This is a genomic window from Sphaerotilus montanus (genome assembly GCF_013410775.1).
Lineage (GTDB): Bacteria > Pseudomonadota > Gammaproteobacteria > Burkholderiales > Burkholderiaceae_C > Sphaerotilus > Sphaerotilus montanus.
This window is the reverse complement of sequence record NZ_JACCFH010000001.1, coordinates 2,713,154-2,729,668: the sequence shown is the minus strand read 5'-3', so window position 1 is coordinate 2,729,668 and position 16,515 is coordinate 2,713,154. Positions and strand designations below refer to the sequence as shown.

17 protein-coding genes are annotated in these 16,515 nt (G+C 69.4%); 10 read left to right on the top strand and 7 right to left on the bottom strand.

Translation table 11 applies throughout. From position 1 onward, the window contains the following. Position 1: 1 nt before the first annotated feature. The 3 genes from urtA to BDD16_RS12430 all read right to left on the bottom strand — a co-directional run bounded on the left by urtA (position 2) and on the right by BDD16_RS12430 (position 5,958). Complete coding sequence (urtA, locus tag BDD16_RS12440) at positions 2 to 1,288, bottom strand: urea ABC transporter substrate-binding protein (RefSeq protein WP_179634246.1); 1,287 nt, start codon at positions 1,286 to 1,288, stop codon at positions 2 to 4. 172 nt (positions 1,289 to 1,460) lie between these two features. Then, positions 1,461 to 2,417: a response regulator transcription factor gene (locus tag BDD16_RS12435; RefSeq protein ID WP_179634245.1), complete on the bottom strand. Its 957-nt coding sequence runs from the start codon at positions 2,415 to 2,417 to the stop codon at positions 1,461 to 1,463. Next, positions 2,401 to 5,958, bottom strand: coding sequence for an ATP-binding protein (locus tag BDD16_RS12430; protein ID WP_179634244.1), 3,558 nt, complete (start codon positions 5,956 to 5,958; stop codon positions 2,401 to 2,403). The genes BDD16_RS12435 and BDD16_RS12430 overlap by 17 nt, the downstream gene beginning before the upstream one ends. A gap of 46 nt (positions 5,959 to 6,004) precedes the next feature. Here BDD16_RS12430 and BDD16_RS12425 point away from each other — a divergent pair, with 46 nt between their 5' ends. The 5 genes from BDD16_RS12425 to BDD16_RS12405 all read left to right on the top strand — a co-directional run bounded on the left by BDD16_RS12425 (position 6,005) and on the right by BDD16_RS12405 (position 9,096). Continuing rightward, complete coding sequence (locus tag BDD16_RS12425; RefSeq protein WP_179634243.1) at positions 6,005 to 6,307, top strand: urease subunit gamma; 303 nt, start codon at positions 6,005 to 6,007, stop codon at positions 6,305 to 6,307. A gap of 23 nt (positions 6,308 to 6,330) precedes the next feature. After that, positions 6,331 to 6,510: a hypothetical protein gene (locus tag BDD16_RS12420; protein ID WP_179634242.1), complete on the top strand. Its 180-nt coding sequence runs from the start codon at positions 6,331 to 6,333 to the stop codon at positions 6,508 to 6,510. Between the two features lie 19 nt (positions 6,511 to 6,529). Beyond that, positions 6,530 to 6,835 (top strand): urease subunit beta, encoded by a 306-nt coding sequence (locus tag BDD16_RS12415; protein WP_179634241.1) that lies wholly within the window; start codon positions 6,530 to 6,532, stop codon positions 6,833 to 6,835. A gap of 2 nt (positions 6,836 to 6,837) precedes the next feature. Further along, the gene (gene ureC, locus BDD16_RS12410) at positions 6,838 to 8,577 is read left to right on the top strand and encodes an urease subunit alpha (protein ID WP_179634240.1); all 1,740 of its coding nucleotides are present in this window, start codon (positions 6,838 to 6,840) and stop codon (positions 8,575 to 8,577) included. A 195-nt stretch (positions 8,578 to 8,772) separates the two neighbouring features. Then, complete coding sequence (locus BDD16_RS12405) at positions 8,773 to 9,096, top strand: hypothetical protein (protein ID WP_179634239.1); 324 nt, start codon at positions 8,773 to 8,775, stop codon at positions 9,094 to 9,096. A 13-nt stretch (positions 9,097 to 9,109) separates the two neighbouring features. Here the strand turns inward: BDD16_RS12405 and BDD16_RS12400 are convergent, their stop codons facing one another. Further along, the gene (locus BDD16_RS12400) at positions 9,110 to 10,027 is read right to left on the bottom strand and encodes a transglutaminase family protein (protein WP_179634238.1); all 918 of its coding nucleotides are present in this window, start codon (positions 10,025 to 10,027) and stop codon (positions 9,110 to 9,112) included. A gap of 127 nt (positions 10,028 to 10,154) precedes the next feature. On the opposite strand from BDD16_RS12400, the gene BDD16_RS12395 reads away from it, so the two are divergent. Continuing rightward, entirely contained in the window at positions 10,155 to 10,562 is a 408-nt protein-coding gene (locus BDD16_RS12395; protein ID WP_179634237.1) for a c-type cytochrome, read from the top strand. 10 nt (positions 10,563 to 10,572) lie between these two features. Here the strand turns inward: BDD16_RS12395 and BDD16_RS12390 are convergent, their stop codons facing one another. The 3 genes from BDD16_RS12390 to BDD16_RS12380 form a co-directional block, all read right to left on the bottom strand. Continuing rightward, the gene (locus BDD16_RS12390) at positions 10,573 to 11,088 is read right to left on the bottom strand and encodes a c-type cytochrome (protein ID WP_179634236.1); all 516 of its coding nucleotides are present in this window, start codon (positions 11,086 to 11,088) and stop codon (positions 10,573 to 10,575) included. A 101-nt stretch (positions 11,089 to 11,189) separates the two neighbouring features. Next, positions 11,190 to 11,861 (bottom strand): alpha/beta hydrolase, encoded by a 672-nt coding sequence (locus BDD16_RS12385; protein ID WP_179634235.1) that lies wholly within the window; start codon positions 11,859 to 11,861, stop codon positions 11,190 to 11,192. A gap of 35 nt (positions 11,862 to 11,896) precedes the next feature. Beyond that, positions 11,897 to 12,550 carry a GntR family transcriptional regulator gene (locus BDD16_RS12380; protein ID WP_179634234.1) on the bottom strand — a complete coding sequence of 218 codons (654 nt, stop codon included), beginning with the start codon at positions 12,548 to 12,550 and terminating at the stop codon, positions 11,897 to 11,899. Between the two features lie 124 nt (positions 12,551 to 12,674). Between BDD16_RS12380 and BDD16_RS12375 the strand changes: the two genes are divergently transcribed. From BDD16_RS12375 to BDD16_RS12360, 4 genes are read left to right on the top strand one after another with little or no spacing between them, the layout of a single operon-like run. After that, on the top strand, positions 12,675 to 13,703 hold the full coding sequence (locus BDD16_RS12375; RefSeq protein WP_179634233.1) for a Bug family tripartite tricarboxylate transporter substrate binding protein: 1,029 nt from the start codon (positions 12,675 to 12,677) through the stop codon (positions 13,701 to 13,703). Between the two features lie 8 nt (positions 13,704 to 13,711). Further along, a complete protein-coding gene (gene mdcA / locus BDD16_RS12370; protein WP_179634232.1) occupies positions 13,712 to 15,379 on the top strand; it encodes a malonate decarboxylase subunit alpha in 1,668 nt (555 codons plus the stop codon). A gap of 28 nt (positions 15,380 to 15,407) precedes the next feature. Continuing rightward, entirely contained in the window at positions 15,408 to 15,734 is a 327-nt protein-coding gene (gene mdcC / locus BDD16_RS12365) for a malonate decarboxylase acyl carrier protein (protein ID WP_179634231.1), read from the top strand. Beyond that, positions 15,731 to 16,507: a biotin-independent malonate decarboxylase subunit beta gene (locus tag BDD16_RS12360; protein ID WP_179634230.1), complete on the top strand. Its 777-nt coding sequence runs from the start codon at positions 15,731 to 15,733 to the stop codon at positions 16,505 to 16,507. The genes mdcC and BDD16_RS12360 overlap by 4 nt, the downstream gene beginning before the upstream one ends. Positions 16,508 to 16,515: the final 8 nt, after the last annotated feature.

Here is a 16,515-nt window from a genome sequence, read left to right as displayed (position 1 = left end):
CTTACTTCTTCTCGGGCACGTTCTTCTTGCCCTTGTTCTCGGCGATGTAGTCGCTCCACGGATCGGCCACGACCGGACCCGGCGTCTTCCACACCACGTTGAACTGGCCGTCCGCCTTGATCTCGCCGATGAAGACCGGCTTGTGCAGGTGGTGGTTTTCCTTGTCCATCGTGGACATGAAGCCGCCCGGAGCCTTGAAGGTCTGGCCCGCCATCGCCGCGATCACCTTGTCGGTGTCGGTCGACTTGGCCTTCTCGACCGCCTGCGCCCACATGTGGATGCCGAGGTAGGTGGCTTCCATCGGGTCGTTGGTCAGCGGCTTGTCCTTGTGGCCGGCGATGCCCTTGGCCTTGGCGTACTCGCTCCACTGCTTGATGAACGCGGTGTTGGCCGGGTTCTTGATCGACATGAAGTAGTTCCAGGCGGCCAGGTGACCCACCAGCGGCTTGGTGTCCACGCCGCGCAGCTCTTCCTCACCCACCGAGAACGCCACCACCGGCACGTCGGTCGCCTTCAGGCCCTGGTTGCCCAGTTCCTTGTAGAAGGGCACGTTGGAGTCGCCGTTGATGGTCGAGATGACGGCGGTCTTCTTGCCTTCGCTGGAGAACTTCTTGATCTTGGCGATGATCGACTGGTAGTCGCTGTGACCGAACGGGGTGTACTCCTCGATGATGTCCGACTCGGCCACGCCCTTGGACTTCAGGAAGGCACGCAGGATCTTGTTGGTCGTGCGCGGGTAGACGTAGTCGGTGCCCAGCAGCACGAAGCGCTTGGCCGAGCCGCCGTCCTTGCTCATCAGGTATTCGACCGCAGGGATGGCCTGCTGGTTCGGCGCCGCACCCGTGTAGAACACGTTCTTCGACAGCTCTTCACCCTCGTACTGCACGGGGTAGAACAGCAGCGAGTTCTTCTCTTCGAACACCGGCAGCACCGACTTGCGCGACACCGAGGTCCAGCAGCCGAAGGTCACGACCGCCTTGTCCTGGTCGATGAGCTGCTTGGCCTTTTCGGCGAACAGCGGCCAGTTGGAGGCCGGATCGACCACCACGGGTTCGAGCTTCTTGCCGAGCACGCCGCCCTTGGCGTTGATCTCGTCGATGGTCATCAGGGCCACGTCCTTGAGGACCGTTTCCGAAATGGCCATCGTGCCCGACAGGGAGTGCAGCACGCCGACCTTGATGGTGTCGGCAGCGTGCGCCAGCAGCGGCAGCGTGGTCACGGCGACGCCGAGGGCAACGGCGCTGAGCTTCTGGGCAAACGCACGACGGGAAGCAGAAACAATCTTCATGACTGGGTGACTCCGGAAGGGGCTGGTAAGCGGGTGGATCGGATGCACGCAGTGTCCCGGCCGGGGTCGGATCGTGAAATACGCCAGATGGCGTAGACGCGAACAAGCGGTCGCCAGCCCCCTCGCCTGGCGCCACACCATAGAGGCCAGCCCATGGAGGCCACAGGCCCGCTCACCGTCCCAACTGCGGCACCTTGGCCATCGCCACCGCCGCCGCCGCGTTGCGCGTCTCGACGCCGAGCTTCTCGTAGACGTGCTCCAGGTGCTTCTTCACCGTCGCGGGGCTGGCGCCGACGATGTCGCCGATGTCGCGGTTGGTCTTGCCCTTGGCAACCCAGTAGAGCGCTTCGGCCTCGCGTGGGGTGAGGCCGAAGGCCAGCGCCAGCGCCTCCAGCGCGGCGGCGTCGTCGGCCTCGCGCAGCACCAGCATCCACTCGCCCTCGCCGGTCGCCTCGTGCAGCGTGAAGCGCAGGCGCCGGCCGGTGCCGGTCTCCAGCGTCACCGAGGGTGAGCCGGGCACCAGCCCCTCGATCGCACCCAGCCGCGCCGTCTCGTGCTGCAGCCAGGACAGCAGCGGCGTCGGCGCCCGCCGGCCGTCGGACTGGAAGTGCGTCTCCAGCATCTGCCGCGCCAGCGCCGTCTGCCAGACCAGCCGGCCGTCGGCACGCCGCACCACCAGCGTCGCGTGGCCGAACGCGTCGAGCGCGTTGCGCGCCTGCTGCTGCTCGCGGGCGGCCAGCGTGTGCGCGGTGATGCGGGCGATGACCTCGCGGGCACGGATCGGCTTGGTGACGTAGTCGCAGCCACCGGCCGCGAAGGCCGCCACGACGTGTTCGGTCTCGGTCAGGCCGGTCATGAAGATGACCGGGATCGACGCGGTGGCGGGATCGGCCTTGAGCCGGCGGGCCACTTCGAACCCGTCCATGCCCGGCATCACCGCGTCGAGCAGGATCACGTCCGGCTGCGCCCGCACCGCCCGGTCGAGGGCCGTCTCGCCGTCCAGCGCGACCAGCACGGTGTAGCCTGACTCGTCCAGCGCGTCGTGCAGCACCGCCAGGTTGTCGGGCATGTCGTCGACGATCAGCACCACGTCGGCGCTGCGGTCGGTTCGGTCAGGCAGGAGGTTCATCAGGATTCGCCCCGGAAGCGGCGTGGGTTGAGACATCGAGGGCCTGGCGGAGCAATCCGCTCATGGCATCCAGCTGGAATTGCCGCGCCAGCGTGCGCAGCCGGTCTGAGAAATCACGGCAGTCGGGCCGTTCGGCGTCCAGCAGATCCAGCAGCCGCAGCACGCCGCGCACATGGCCGAGCGAGACGGCCTCGTGCAACGCGCGCAGCCGTCCGGCGTCCGGCATGGCCGCGGCCGGCTGCGCCCCCTCGGCAGCTCGGGCCGAGGCGGTGGCAGGCGCCTCGATCCATTGCAGGGCCAGCCGCCGGCCGAGCCAGTCGAGCAGCTCGTCCACCCGCACCGGCTTGACCAGGAAGTCGGCCGGCTGGATGCCGACGTCGTTGTCGAGCCCCTTGTCGAAGGCATTGGCCGAGACGATGGCCGTCGGCAGCCGGCCCAGCCCTGCGGCACGCAGGCGCCGCAGGGTCTCCCAGCCGTCGATGCCGGGCATCGCCAGGTCCATGAAGAGGGCGTCCGGCGCCGGACCAGGGTCGCGGCCGTCCTGCAGCGCGGCCATCAGCGCGAGACAGGCCTCACCGCTCGCAGCCTGCCGGATGGTGAAACCCAGCGGTTGCAGCAGACTGACGAGCAGCCCGCGGTCCACTTCCTCGTTGTCGACCACGAGCACGCACTGGCGCGGGCCGGTGTAGCCGGTGCGCCGCCGGCGGGCCACGGCCTGCGCGACCAGCGCGCCGCGCACCTCGGGCAGGAACAGCCGCAGCCGGAAGGTGGTGCCGACGCCGGGCGTGCTCTCCACCGTCAGCTCGCCGCCCATCAGGTCGGTGAGCATCTTGCTGATCGTCAGGCCCAGCCCCGCGCCGCCGGTCACTGCGCCGCCCGTGGCCGAGCCGCGCTCGAAGGGCTCGAAGATGCGCGCCAGTTCCTCCGGCGTCATGCCGGGGCCGGAGTCGATGACCTCGAAGCGCGCCATCTCGCGGGCGTGGTGCAGCCGCAGCACCACCGCCCCCTCGCGGGTGAACTTGATCGCGTTGCCGACGATGTTGATCAGGATCTGGCGCAGCCGCTTCTCGTCGGCGCGCACGCAGGCCGGCACGCGCGCCGCATCGCCCAGGCTGGAGAACTCGCAGCGAAAACCGATGCCCTTGGCCGCCGCCTGCAGCTCGAACAGCCGGGCGATCTCGTCCATCGTGTCGGCGAAGCGCATCGGGCGCACCTCCAGCCGCAGCTTGCCGCTCTCGATGCGGGCGATGTCGAGCGTGCCCTCGATCAGCGTCAGCAGGTGGTCGCCACCGCGGCGGATCACGCGCACCGCCTGCTGGCGCGCCGGGGGCATGGCCTCGTCGTCCTCCAGCAGCTGCGCGTAGCCGAGGATGGAGTTGAGCGGCGTGCGCAGCTCGTGGCTGATGGTGGTGATGTAGCGGCTCTTGGCCTGGTTGGCGGCGTCGGCCTGGCGCTTGGCCTGCTGCAGGGCACGGTCGGTGGCCTGGTGCGAGGCGATCTCGTGGCGCAGCGCCAGGGTCTGGGCGTGCAGGGCCTGGGTCTGGCGGTTGGCTTCTTCCTGCGCGACCTGACGGCTGCGGTGCGCCAGCACCAGCCACCACGCGACCACCCCGGCCACCAGCGCCAGCGTCGGCAGGGCCAGTTCGCGCCGCGCCACCGCCAGCCCGCCCAGCAACGGCGCCGCCACCAGCATCAGCAGCAGGTAGTGGGCGAGCCCCTTGTCCAGATACGGCCACACCCTGCGCGGCAGCGCCCAGCGCAGCACCGCCGACCACTGCGCCGACAGGCTGGCCTCGGGCGCCTTGCACAGGTCGTGGCAGCGGGCGTCCAGCGTGCAGCACAGCGAGCAGATCGGGCCGCCGTACGCGGGGCAGTGCGCCATGTCCTCCCCCTCGTAGTCGCGCTCGCAGACGGTGCAGCGCTGCAGCGTGGCGTAACGCCGGTAGCGGCCCACCGGCTCCTCCTGCCCCGGTGCCTCGTCCGGCACGCCGACGCGCGGCGCCAGGTACCAGCGCCCGCCCGTCCACCACGCGATCAGCGGCGACGCCACCAGCGCCGTCACCAGTGCGATCAGCGCCGACCACGCCTGCGCCATGTCGCCGAACAGCCCCAGGTGCGCCGCCACCGACACCGCCGACGCGATCCCCATCGCGCCCACGCCGACCGGGTTGATGTCGCACAGGTAGGCGCGGCGGAACTCGATGCCCTTCGGACTCAGGCCCAGCGGCTTGTTGATGACCAGGTCCGCCACGACCGCCATCATCCAGCTGATGGCGATGTTGGCGTACAGCCCCAGCACGTGGCCGAGCGCCTGGAACACGTCCAGCTCCATCAGCATCAGCGCGATGCCGGTGTTGAAGACGACCCAGACCACGCGCCCCGGGTGGCTGTGCGTCACGCGCGAGAAGAAGTTGGACCACGCCAGCGAGCCGGCGTAGGCATTGGTCACGTTGATCTTGAGCTGCGAGACGACGACGAACAGCGCCGTGGCGGCCACCGCCCAGCCGTAGTGCGGGAAGACGTACTCGTAGGCCGCGAGGTACATCTGGTTCGGATCGACCGCCCGCTCCACCGGCACCATGTGGCGGATCGCCAGATAGGCCAGCAGCGCCCCGCCCAGCATCTTCAGCACGCCCGGCACCACCCAGCCCGGCCCGCCCGCGACCACGCCAGCCCACCAGCGCCAGCGGTTCTCGCGGGTCTGCTCCGGCATGAAACGCAGATAGTCGGCCTGCTCGCCCATCTGCGTGATCAGCGCGATGCCCACCGTCATCGCCGCACCGAAGGCCAGCGGGTCGAACGCCGTCAGCCCGCGCTCGCCCCCGTAGCCGACCAGCCCGTCGAGCACGCCCGGGTTCTCGCGGAACACGAAGACGTAGGGCGTCACCAGCATCAGCGCCCACAGCGGCTGCGTCCAGACCTGCAGCCGGCTGATCACCGTCACCCCGTGCGTCACCAGCGGCAGCACCACGGCAGCGCAGACCAGGTAGCCCCAGGCCGGTGGAATGTCGAACGCCAGCTCCAGCGCATAGGCCATCACCGCCGCTTCGAGGGCAAAGAAGAGGAAGGTGAAGCTCGCGTAGATGAGCGAGGTGATGGTCGAGCCGATGTAGCCGAAGCCGGCGCCGCGCGTGAGCAGGTCCATGTCCACGCCATGGCGCGCCGCACAGAGGCTGATCGGCAGCCCGGCCAGGAAGATCACCAGCCCGGTCGCCAGGATCGCCAGCGCCGCGTTCGTGAAGCCGTAGCGCACCAGCAGCGTGGCACCCACCGCCTCCAGCACGAGAAACGATGCAGCCCCCCCGAGCGCCGTGTTGGCCACCCGGCCGATGCTCCAGCGCCGGGCGCTGCGCGGGGCGAAGCGCAGCGCGTAGTCCTCCAGCGTCTCGCTGGCGACCCAGGTGTTGTAGTCGCGGCGGATCTTGATGACCCGCTGCTGTGGCTCGGCCGACGCAGCGGCCTGGCCCTGCGGGTTTGCAGGGGTTGGCCCGAAATCTGCCTGTGCAGACAAGATCGCTGAATCTCCGGCGGCAGTGGTCATGCCGCTCTCGCACTCAAGAAACGCACCAGCCCAACCTCCCCCCGCCATGGAACTCACTCCCCGCGAGAAAGACAAACTCCTGATCTTCACCGCCGCGCTGCTGGCCGAACGCCGCATGGCCCGCGGACTGAAGCTCAACTACCCGGAAGCGATCGCGCTGATCACCGCCGCCATCATGGAAGGCGCCCGCGACGGCAAGACCGTGGCCGCGCTGATGAGCGAGGGCAAGACCATCCTGCGCCGCTCGGACGTGATGGACGGCATCGCCGAGATGATTCCCGAGATCCAGGTCGAGGCCACCTTCCCCGATGGCACCAAGCTGGTGACCGTGCACCAACCCATTGCCTGAACCGCACCACGCGACGCACCAACATGAAGCATTCCCTCCGCCTTGCCGCCGCGCTGCTGACCCTGACGGCGCTGTCCCACTCCGCCCTCGCCCACGAAGGCCACGGCCTGCCCGGCATCTCGCACTGGCATTCGACCGACGTGATCGGCTACCTGCTGGCCGCCGGGATCGGCGCCGCGCTGTGGTTCACGCGCAAGAAATGACCGACCGCGAGGTGACCCGATGATCCCCGGAGAACTCTTCACCGACGACGGCGAACACGCCCTCAACCCCGGCCGGCGCACGCTGACCCTCGTGGTCGAGAACGCCAGCGACCGCCCGATCCAGGTCGGCTCGCACTACCACTTCGCCGAGACCAACGCCGGCCTGCGCTTCGACCGCGCCGCCGCGCACGGCATGCGGCTCAACATCGCCAGCGGGCTGGCCGTGCGCTTCGAGCCGGGCCAGCAGCGCACGGTCGAGCTGTGCGATTTCGCCGGGGACCGGCAGGTGTGGGGCTTCCGCGGCCTCGTGCAGGGAGCACTTTGACCATGGCGACGTCCTCTGCAACCTTCCCGCGGCGTGCCTACGCCGAGATGTTCGGCCCGACGGTCGGCGACCGGCTGCGACTGGCCGACACCGACCTGATCCTCGAAGTCGAACAAGACCTGACCTTGCGGGCCGGTGGCTACGGCGAGGAAGTGAAGTTCGGCGGCGGCAAGACCATCCGCGACGGCATGGGCCAGAGCCAGCGCCCGAACGGCCCCGGCCCGGGTGATGCGGTCGATTGCGTCATCACCAACGCGCTGATCCTCGACCACTGGGGCATCGTGAAGGCGGACATCGGCCTGCGCGGCCACCGCATCTGCGCCATCGGCAAGGCGGGCAACCCGGACGTGCAGCCCGGCGTGGACATCGTCATCGGCCCCGGCACCGAGGTGATCGCCGCCGAAGGCATGATCGTCACGGCGGGCGCCATCGACAGCCACATCCACTTCATCTGCCCGCAGCAGATCGAGGAGGCGCTGACCTCCGGCGTCACCACGATGCTCGGCGGCGGCACGGGTCCGGCGACCGGCACGTTCGCGACCACTTGCACCCCCGGCCCCGAGAACATCGCCCGGATGCTGCAGGCGGCGGATGCCTTCGCAATGAACATCGGCTTCCTCGGCAAGGGCAACGCCAGCCGCCCGGAAGCCTTGCGCCAGCAGATCGACGCCGGCGCCATCGGCCTGAAGCTGCACGAGGACTGGGGCACGACGCCCGCGGCGATCGACTGCTGCCTGGGCGTGGCCGAGGACACCGACACGCAGGTCGCGATCCACACCGACACGCTCAACGAGTCCGGCTTCGTCGAGGACACGGTCGCCGCCTTCAAGGGCCGCACCATCCACAGCTTCCACACCGAAGGCGCGGGCGGCGGCCATGCGCCCGACATCATGAAGGTGGTCGGCGAGGCCAACGTGCTGCCCTCGTCCACCAACCCGACGCGGCCGTACACGATCAATACGCTGGACGAGCATCTGGACATGCTCATGGTGTGCCACCACCTGGATGCGTCGCTCGCCGAGGATCTGGCCTTTGCCGAATCGCGCATCCGCCGCGAGACGATCGCCGCCGAGGACATCCTGCACGACCTCGGCGCGATCAGCATGTTCTCGTCGGACTCGCAGGCGATGGGCCGTGTCGGCGAGGTGCTGATCCGCTGCTGGCAGACGGCGCACAAGATGAAGTCGCAGCGCGGCAAGCTGCCCGGCGACACCGACCGGAACGACAACGCCCGCATCAAGCGCTACCTCGCCAAGCTCACCATCAACCCCGCGATCACCCACGGCGTGAGCCACGAGGTCGGCTCGGTCGAGGTCGGCAAGTGGGCGGATCTGGTGTTCTGGCGGCCGGCGTTCTTTGGCGTGAAGCCGAGCCTGGTGCTCAAGGGTGGCTTCATCGCGATGGCCGCGATGGGCGATCCAAACGCCTCGATTCCGACGCCGCAGCCGGTGCACTACCGGCCGATGTTCGGCTCCTACGGCGGCGCGCTCACGCGGACATCGCTGAGCTTCGTCAGCCAGTCGGCGCTCGCGGGCGGAGTGGGCGCGGCGTATGGTCTGCGCAAGACGCTGGCGGCGGTGAAGGGCTGCCGCACCGCGAAGAAGGCCGACATGGTGCACAACCACTATCTGCCGGTGATGGAGATCGACGCGCAGACCTATCAGGTGCGGGCGGACGGGCAACTGCTGACCTGCGAGCCGGCGACGAGTCTGCCGATGGGGCAGCGCTACTTCCTGTTCTGACGGACCTTGCGCACGCTGGCGACCGTGCGCAAGTCCTGGAAGCCGGCAAAGGTTCTCCAATTCTCTTCGTCAGCTTCGAGTCAGCAGGGCTATCGTGGACCCTGCAGCTCCTGCAAATGGCCTTGGCCCTGGGCCCTGCCCCCGGTCAGGTCGATCGCTGATGGCTGCCCTACCGCACCGAAAGGCAGCCGCAGCATGAGCACCCTCTCGCCCACCCCCTCCATCATCCTCAACCTCAGCGAGTTCATCGACGCGCTGGCCGCCCTGCGCCGGGGCCGGGTCATCGTCGTCATGGACACGGAGACGCGGAACTGCGTGCTGGATGGCGCGCGGCTGATGTCCGCGTTCCGGCCGCTGCACGACTACGGCCTGGTCGCCGAATACGACAACCCGGCAGGCTTCCCAGGCCTGCGCTACTTCCGCATGACCGACACCGGCAAGTTCTTTGCCGACAACGCGCTGGCCGTCTGGCAGGCGCGGGCGTGGCACGAGCGGCTGGCAATCCGGCTGCTGTGCTGAGGCGGGCGGCGCTTCAAGGCACAGACGCCTCAGGGGCGGTGCCGGTGTCGGGCACATGGACCACCCCCACGGTCACGTTGACCGTGATGCCGAGGTAGGCGTCCGCTGGTCCGACATAGCTGCCCCGCAGCGGCGCGGCCTGCGAGGGATCGCGTGCCGTCGCCACACGGATCAGGTGCCGCCCGCCGATGATCGCGTTGGTCGGATCGAACGGCAGCCAGCCGGCGCCGGGCAGGTAGACCTCGACCCAGGCGTGGGTCGCGCCACCGCCGACCACCGCCGCGGCGCCGTCCGGCAGCACGTCGCCATAGAGGTAGCCGGACACGAAGCGGGCGGCCAGGCCGAGGCTGCGCACGGCCTCCATCATGAACAGCGCGAAGTCCCGGCAACTGCCGCTGCCCCGGGCCAGCGTGTCGGTGGGCGTGCGTGTGCCCTCGTCGTCGCGGGACTCGTAGGCGAACTGGGCCTGGATGGCGCGGGTGATGGCGAACAGCACTTCCAGCGTCCGCGCCGTGCCGGCTTCGGCGCACACCGCCCGCACCCAGGCATCGACCTGGTGCCGGGGGTCCGGGTAATGGCGCTCCATCACGCGGGACAGGTCCGGGATCTCGCTGGCGTCGTAGGTGAAGGGCAAGGTCTCGGCGTAGGGCTCGATCAGCTCCACGTCGGGATCGACCGGGTAATGCTCGGCCGTGAAGGTGGACTCGAAGACCAGCTCGGACGCCTTCTCGGCGAAGGTCGCCACCAGCACCGAGTTGCCGAACACGTCGTGGATCCAGCGCAGCTTGGGCGTCGGGCACACGGTGAGGCCGGTCTCGACGAGGCGCAGATCGTGGCTGCCCCGCGGGCGGCACATGAAGCGGTGCTCGCCGAACTGCACCGGTTCACGGTAGCGGTAGACGGTCTGGTGGGAAATGCGGATGAGGGCCATGCGGACCAGCATAGCGCGCCGAGGCAACTTGATGCAGCTCAATCCCTGCACCCGCCGAGGGCCTAGGCTGCACGGGTTCGTCCCCAAGACGTCCCCCAGAGACATTCTCCAGAGAGGTCACCCGACCATGCCCCCTGTTTGCCGATTTCGTTTCCGTGCCCTGCTGTCTGTCGCCGCTGCGGCGCTGTTCGCCACCAGTCCGGCCGCCCAGGCCACCCCGGCCGAGAACGACGCCGCCCTGCTCAAGCTCGCCACCGACAGCGGCTGCATGGCCTGCCACAGCGTGCTGCCCGCCACAAAACGCGCCGACGGTCTGCCGCCCATTGCGCCGGCGTGGCGCGAGATCGCGTTGAAGTACCGGGATGACCCCACCGCTTCGGACCGGCTCACGCAGACCGTGATGACCGGCTCCAACCCGCAGTCGCGCCACTGGACCGGCAAGACCGGCGCCACCGCGATGCCGCCCAACGCCACCGCCATCAGCGAAGGCGATGCGCGGATGCTGGTGAACTGGCTGCTGGTGCTGGTGCCCTGAGCGTCGGAGGCTACGGCGCCGGACGGCCCGGACCCTGCGTGCCTTGCGCGCGGGCCGAGAGGTAGGCGTACAGATCCATGATGTGGGCGTTGACCCGCGGCTCGCCCTGCCACGCCGGCATGGCGATGTCACCGGCCTTGCGCGCCACGACCTCGTCGATCAGCGCGTCCGGGATCGGCGCGTCGCTGCGCGGCGGCATGCCGGGCAGGCTGAAGTCGTAGCGGGTGAGCACCAGGCTGGCGAAGCGCTGCGGGCCGATGTCCCGCAGGCGGATCACCAGATTGGGCGCCCGCGAAGTGCCCAGCGGCTCGGCACCGTGGCACTGCGCGCACTTGTCCTGGTAGACGCGCCAGCCGGCATAGACCTCGCCCGGCGGCTTCGCCTGCTCGGCCAGCTCGCGGGCAGGCTGCAGGTTCATCCACTCCACGCTGCAGCCACCCAGCAGCAACGCAGCAGTGGCTGTCGCCGATGCTGCCGCCACCAGGGCCAGGGGCCGCTTCAGCCGGGTCTTCGGGATCATCGCCATGGTCAACACCTCCGTGCACCCGGGTCAGGTGGGTACGGTGTCGAGTATGGGCGCCCCGTCCCGCGGATGGCGCACTGCGGATGACCGAGTCTTGCCCTGGATCAGATTGGCGCGCCCAGCACCTTCAGCAGCCAGACGTTGAGGTCCTCGACTTCTTCCGGGCAGACCGAGTGCTCCATCGGATAGTCGTGCCACTCGACGCCGTAGCCCAGCGCCAGCAGCGCCTCGCGCGAGGCCACACCGCGCGCGGGCACGACGACCGGATCGAAGCGGCCATGCGCCAGGAACACCGGCACGTCCTGGTTGGCGGTGCTGCGCTCGGCCGCGGTGGTCGCCGCCAGCGGCAGGTAGCCGGACAGGCCCGCGATGCCCGCCAACCGCTGCGGCGCACGCAGACCGGCCAGCAGCGCCACCGCGCAGCCCTGCGAGAAGCCCATCAGCACGACCCGCTCGGGCGGGATGCCGAGCGCGGCCTCGCGGTCGATGAGCGCCTGCACGTCGGCGACCGAGGCGCGCAGGCCGGCTTCGTCCTCGCGGCGCACCAGATCGGGCGTGTAGATGTCGTACCAGGCGCGCATCTTCATGCCGCCATTGATGGTGACCGGCCGGATCGGCGCGTGCGGGAACACGAAGCGCATCGGGCCGACCGCCGACAGATCGAGTTCGCGCGCGATGGGCACGAAGTCGTTGCCGTCGGCGCCAAGGCCGTGCAGGACGATGAGGCTGGCGACAGGGTGGTCGCCGGACTGGAAATCAAGGGTGTCGAGTGCCATGCCGGCCAGCATAACGCCAGCCCCGGCGGCGCGGCCTATGCCGCGGCGAGTTGCTGCAGGCTCGCCAGCAGGTCGGCGAACCGCTCGCCCTGCACGACGACGTGGCGCCGGGTCGCCTCCATGGCCTGCACCGCGTCCCCCTGCCGCAGGGCGACGAGGATCTCGGCGTGCTCGGTCAGCGAGTGCTGCATCCGGTGGCGCACCCGCAGCTGCAGCCGGCGGTAGGGACGCAGCTGGCGTTGCAGCGCCAGCGTCTGCCCGACCAGAAAGTCGTTGTGGGAGGCGGTGTAGAGCGCCCGGTGGAACTCCTCGTTGGCGTAGAAGTATGCGTCCGGGTCACGCTGCGCGGCGGCCGCATCGCAGCAGGCCAGCGCCGCCTCCAGCGCCACCAGATCGGCGTCGTGCAGGCGCCGGGCGGCCAGCCGTGCGCACATCGCTTCCAGCTCCGCCATCACTTCGAACATCTCGACCAGCCGCTGCGGCGTGGCCTGCGCCACCACCGCACCGCGCCGCGGCCGCAACTCCACCAGTCCCTCCGCGGCCAGCTGGATCAGCGCCTCGCGCACTGGCGTGCGCGAGACCCCATAGCGCTCGACCAGCATCGCCTCGTCCAGCGCGCTGCCCGGCGCCAGCTCGCCGGTGGCGATCAGCTCTTCGATGGTTTCACACAGGCGCTCGGAGATCTTCATGGCTCGAATTGTCTCAGGCTTGGCCTGCACGGCACCAAGGGTATCCCTCAGGATTGAATTTGCATTCAATTCAATGTTCAATGTATACATTGATGGCTGAAAAGAATTTTTCCGGAGACAACCGATGACCCAGATGCCTTCGCTTTCGCCTGTGCCCACACCCGCACCCCTGACCCGTCGCCACGCCCTGGGCCTGACCGGCCTCGGCCTGCTGGGCACCCTGGCCATCGGGCTGCCCGCCATGGCACAGACCGCCTGGCCGACCAAGCCGATCACACTGGTCGTGCCCTTCCCGGCCGGCGGGGGCACCGACGCCTTCGCCCGCCCGCTCTCGGCGGTGCTGTCGAAACAGCTCGGCCAGCAACTCATCATCGACAACAAGGGCGGCGCCGGCGGCAATCTGGGGGCCGGGGTGGCGGCCAAGGCTGCGCCGGACGGCTACTCCTGGTTCATGGGCGCCGTCCACCACGCCATCGCGCCGGCCGTCTACCCCAAGCTCGACTACAACCTCCTCAACGACTTCATCCCCGTCGCGCTGGTCTCCAGCGTGCCGCAGGTCATCGTCGTGAACCCGCAGAAGGTGCCCGCCAAGAACCTGAACGAGCTGCTGGCCTACATCAAGTCCAAGCCCGGCCAGCTCACCTACGGCTCCGCCGGCAACGGCTCGTCGCACCACCTGGCGGGCGAGCTGTTCAAGATGCAGACCAAGACCTTCATCACGCACATCCCCTACCGCGGTGCCGGGCCGGCGCTGCAAGACCTGATGGGCGGCCAGATCGACATGATGTTCGACGGCCTCGGCTCCTCGGCAACCCACATCAAGAGCGGCCGGCTGCGCGCCATCGCCGTGGCCAGTGACAAGCGGGCGCCGGGCTTCCCGGACATCCCGACCGCGGCGGAAGCGGGCGTGCCGACCTACAAGGTGGCGACCTGGTACGGCCTCTGGGCGCCCAAGGGCACACCGAAGGAGGTCGTGGACAAGATGTCCGCCGAGCTGAAGACCGCGCTGGGCAGCCCCGAGCTGAAGACCGCCTGGAACAACATCGGCTCGGAAACGCCGACGATGGCCGGCAAGGAGTTCGGTGACTTCGTGGTAGCCGAGACCAAGCGCTGGGCCGACGTCGTCAAGGCCGGCAACATCAAGCTGGAGTGACCCCGGCGATGGACCGCACCTGGAACCACCGCGCGCAGAACCGGCAGGCCCGGCTCGCCCGCGCCGCCGACACCCTGGGCACCCGCCTGCGCGGCAAGCGGGTGGAGACGGGCGCGGTCGTCGATCTGCTGCACGCGGTGATCGAGTCGGGCGACCGCGTCTGCCTGGAGGGCAACAACCAGAAGCAGGCCGACTTCCTCGCCAAGGCGCTGGTGCAGGTCGATCCCGAGCGGGTGCATGACCTGCACATGGTCCAGTCGGTGCTCGCGCTGCCGGAGCATCTGGACGTGTTCGACCTCGGCATCGCGTCGAAGCTCGACTTCTCGTTCTCCGGGCCACAAGGCGGGCGGCTGGCGTCGCTGGTGTCGCAGGGGCAGATCCACATTGGCGCCATCCACACCTATCTGGAGCTGTTCGCGCGCTACTTCGTCGACCTGACGCCCCGCGTGTCGCTGATCGCCGCGCACAGCAGCGACGCCGACGGCAACCTCTACACCGGCCCGAACACCGAGGACACACCCGCCATCGTCGAGGCGACCGCCTTCAGCGGCGGCCTCGTCATCGCGCAGGTCAACGAGATCGTCGACCACGTCCCGCGCGTGGACGTGCCGGCCGGCTGGGTGGACTTCGTCGTGCAGGCGCCGCGGCCCAACGTGATCGAGCCACTGTTCACCCGCGACCCGGCGCAGATCAGCGAGATCCAGGTGCTGATGGCGATGATGGCCATCAAGGGGCTCTACGCCGAATACGGCGTGCAGCGGCTGAACCACGGCATCGGCTTCGACACGGCGGCGATCGAGCTGCTGCTGCCGACCTACGGCGAGTCGCTCGGGCTGAAGGGCAAGATCTGCCAGCACTGGGCGCTGAACCCGCACCCGGCGCTGATCCCGGCGATCGAGGCGGGCTGGGTGCAGTCGATCCACTCCTTCGGCTCGGAGCTGGGCATGGAGGACTACATCCGCGCCCGCTCGGACGTGTTCTTCACCGGCCCGGACGGCTCGCTGCGCAGCAACCGGGCGTTTTCGCAAGCGGCGGGCCACTACGCCTGCGACCTGTTCATCGGCTCGACGCTGCAGATGGACCTCGCCGGCAACAGCTCCACCGCGACGCTCGGCCGCATCACCGGCTTTGGTGGCGCGCCGAACATGGGATCTGACGCACGCGGACGGCGTCACGCCAGCCCCGCGTGGCTCAAGGCGGGTGCGCAGGCCCGCGAAGGCTTGACCGGCGCCCGCGGCACGCCGCGCGGCCAGAAGCTGGTGGTGCAGATGGTCGAGACCTTCCGCGAACACATGCAGCCCGCCTTCGTCGAGCGGCTGGACGCCTGGACGCTGGCCGAACAGGCGGGCATGGCGCTGCCGCCGATCATGGTCTACGGCGACGACGTGACGCATGTGCTGACCGAGGAAGGCATCGCCAACCTGCTGCTGTGCCGCACCGACGAGGAGCGCGAGCAGGCGATCCGCGGCGTGGCGGGTTACACGCCGGTCGGGCTCGGGCGTGATCGGCGGATGGTGGAGAACCTGCGCGACCGCGGCGTGATCCGGCGCGCCGCTGATCTGGGCATCGACCAGCGTGACGCGACGCGCAACCTGCTGGCGGCGCGGTCGATGCGCGATCTGGTGCGGGCGTCGGGTGGGCTGTACCAGCCGCCGGCGCGCTTCAGGAACTGGTGATGACGACGGTGACAGTGACGGTGACGACATGACAAATTCCACCAGCATCGAGTCGATGCACTTCGAGTTCGACGGCCACCGCCACCCCGCCGCGTTCACGCCGGTGCTGGTCGGCGTGGTCGGCTCGGGCAACCTGGAGGTGATGGTCGAGCCCGCGGCACACGACCGCTGCAGCGTCGGCATCGAGACCTCGGCGCGCGGCTTCGAGGCGATCTGGGCCGCCGTGGTGCGCGATTTCCACGAACGCCACCACCTGGCGGGGGTGACCGTCTCGGTGAATGACATGGGCGCGACGCCTGCCGTGGTGAGCTTGCGGCTGGACCAGGCCGTGGCCGGATTGAAGGTGGCCCCATGAACATCAGCTACGCCGAATGCACCGCCCGCGAGCGCCTGGCGCGGCTGTGCGACACCGACAGCTTCCACGAATGGCTGCCGCCGTCCGAGCGGCTCACCAGCCCGCACCTCGCGCAGCTCGGCGTTCCGTCGTCCTTCGATGACGGCGTGGTGATCGGCCGAGCGCAGTTGGACGGACACACGGTTTTTGTCGGCGCGCAGGAAGGCGGCTTCATGGGCGGCGGTGTCGGCGAGGTGCATGGCGCCAAGCTGGTCGGCTGGCTGCGGCGGGCGCTGCGCGAGCGGCCGGCGGGGGTCGTGCTGCTGGCGGAGTCGGGCGGCGTGCGGCTGCACGAGGCGAACGCGGGGCTGATCGCGGTGTCGGAGGTGATGCGCGCCGTGCTGGACGTGCGCGCGGCGGGCATCCCGGTGATCGTGCTGATCGGCGGCGCCAACGGCTGCTTCGGCGGCATGGGGCTGGTGGCGCGGTGTGCGGATCACCTCGTCATCAGCGAGACGGGGCGGCTGGCGATGTCGGGACCGGAGGTGATCGAGGCGTCGCACGGCGTGGACGAGTTCGATTCGCGTGACCGCGCGCTGGTCTGGCGCACGACCGGCGGGCGCCACCGCGCCGAGAGCGGCGACTGCGACCGGCTGGTGGACGACGACGTGGCCGCTTTCCGCGCGGCCGCGATCGATTCCCTGAACGCCTCGCAGCCACTCACGATGGCTTCGCTCGAAGCCGAGCACGCGCTGCTCGCCGCCCGGCTGGCGACGACGCCGCTCCACCCCTGAACACCGAA

Excerpts from the sequence above, each read along its gene's own strand:
- BDD16_RS12385 (WP_179634235.1), bottom strand. The coding sequence starts at position 11,861 with ATGGCACTCGACACCCTTGATTTCCAGTCCGGCGACCACCCTGTCGCC.
- BDD16_RS12420 (WP_179634242.1), top strand. The coding sequence starts at position 6,331 with ATGAAGCATTCCCTCCGCCTTGCCGCCGCGCTGCTGACCCTGACGGCG.
- urtA (WP_179634246.1), bottom strand. The coding sequence starts at position 1,288 with ATGAAGATTGTTTCTGCTTCCCGTCGTGCGTTTGCCCAGAAGCTCAGC.
- BDD16_RS12430 (WP_179634244.1), bottom strand. The coding sequence starts at position 5,958 with ATGACCACTGCCGCCGGAGATTCAGCGATCTTGTCTGCACAGGCAGAT.
- mdcA (WP_179634232.1), top strand. The coding sequence starts at position 13,712 with ATGGACCGCACCTGGAACCACCGCGCGCAGAACCGGCAGGCCCGGCTC.
- BDD16_RS12380 (WP_179634234.1), bottom strand. The coding sequence starts at position 12,550 with ATGAAGATCTCCGAGCGCCTGTGTGAAACCATCGAAGAGCTGATCGCC.
- BDD16_RS12435 (WP_179634245.1), bottom strand. The coding sequence starts at position 2,417 with ATGAACCTCCTGCCTGACCGAACCGACCGCAGCGCCGACGTGGTGCTG.
- BDD16_RS12425 (WP_179634243.1), top strand. The coding sequence starts at position 6,005 with ATGGAACTCACTCCCCGCGAGAAAGACAAACTCCTGATCTTCACCGCC.
- BDD16_RS12395 (WP_179634237.1), top strand. The coding sequence starts at position 10,155 with ATGCCCCCTGTTTGCCGATTTCGTTTCCGTGCCCTGCTGTCTGTCGCC.
- BDD16_RS12390 (WP_179634236.1), bottom strand. The coding sequence starts at position 11,088 with ATGGCGATGATCCCGAAGACCCGGCTGAAGCGGCCCCTGGCCCTGGTG.
- BDD16_RS12405 (WP_179634239.1), top strand. The coding sequence starts at position 8,773 with ATGAGCACCCTCTCGCCCACCCCCTCCATCATCCTCAACCTCAGCGAG.
- ureC (WP_179634240.1), top strand. The coding sequence starts at position 6,838 with ATGGCGACGTCCTCTGCAACCTTCCCGCGGCGTGCCTACGCCGAGATG.
- BDD16_RS12415 (WP_179634241.1), top strand. The coding sequence starts at position 6,530 with ATGATCCCCGGAGAACTCTTCACCGACGACGGCGAACACGCCCTCAAC.
- BDD16_RS12375 (WP_179634233.1), top strand. The coding sequence starts at position 12,675 with ATGACCCAGATGCCTTCGCTTTCGCCTGTGCCCACACCCGCACCCCTG.
- BDD16_RS12360 (WP_179634230.1), top strand. The coding sequence starts at position 15,731 with ATGAACATCAGCTACGCCGAATGCACCGCCCGCGAGCGCCTGGCGCGG.
- BDD16_RS12400 (WP_179634238.1), bottom strand. The coding sequence starts at position 10,027 with ATGGCCCTCATCCGCATTTCCCACCAGACCGTCTACCGCTACCGTGAA.
- mdcC (WP_179634231.1), top strand. The coding sequence starts at position 15,408 with ATGACAAATTCCACCAGCATCGAGTCGATGCACTTCGAGTTCGACGGC.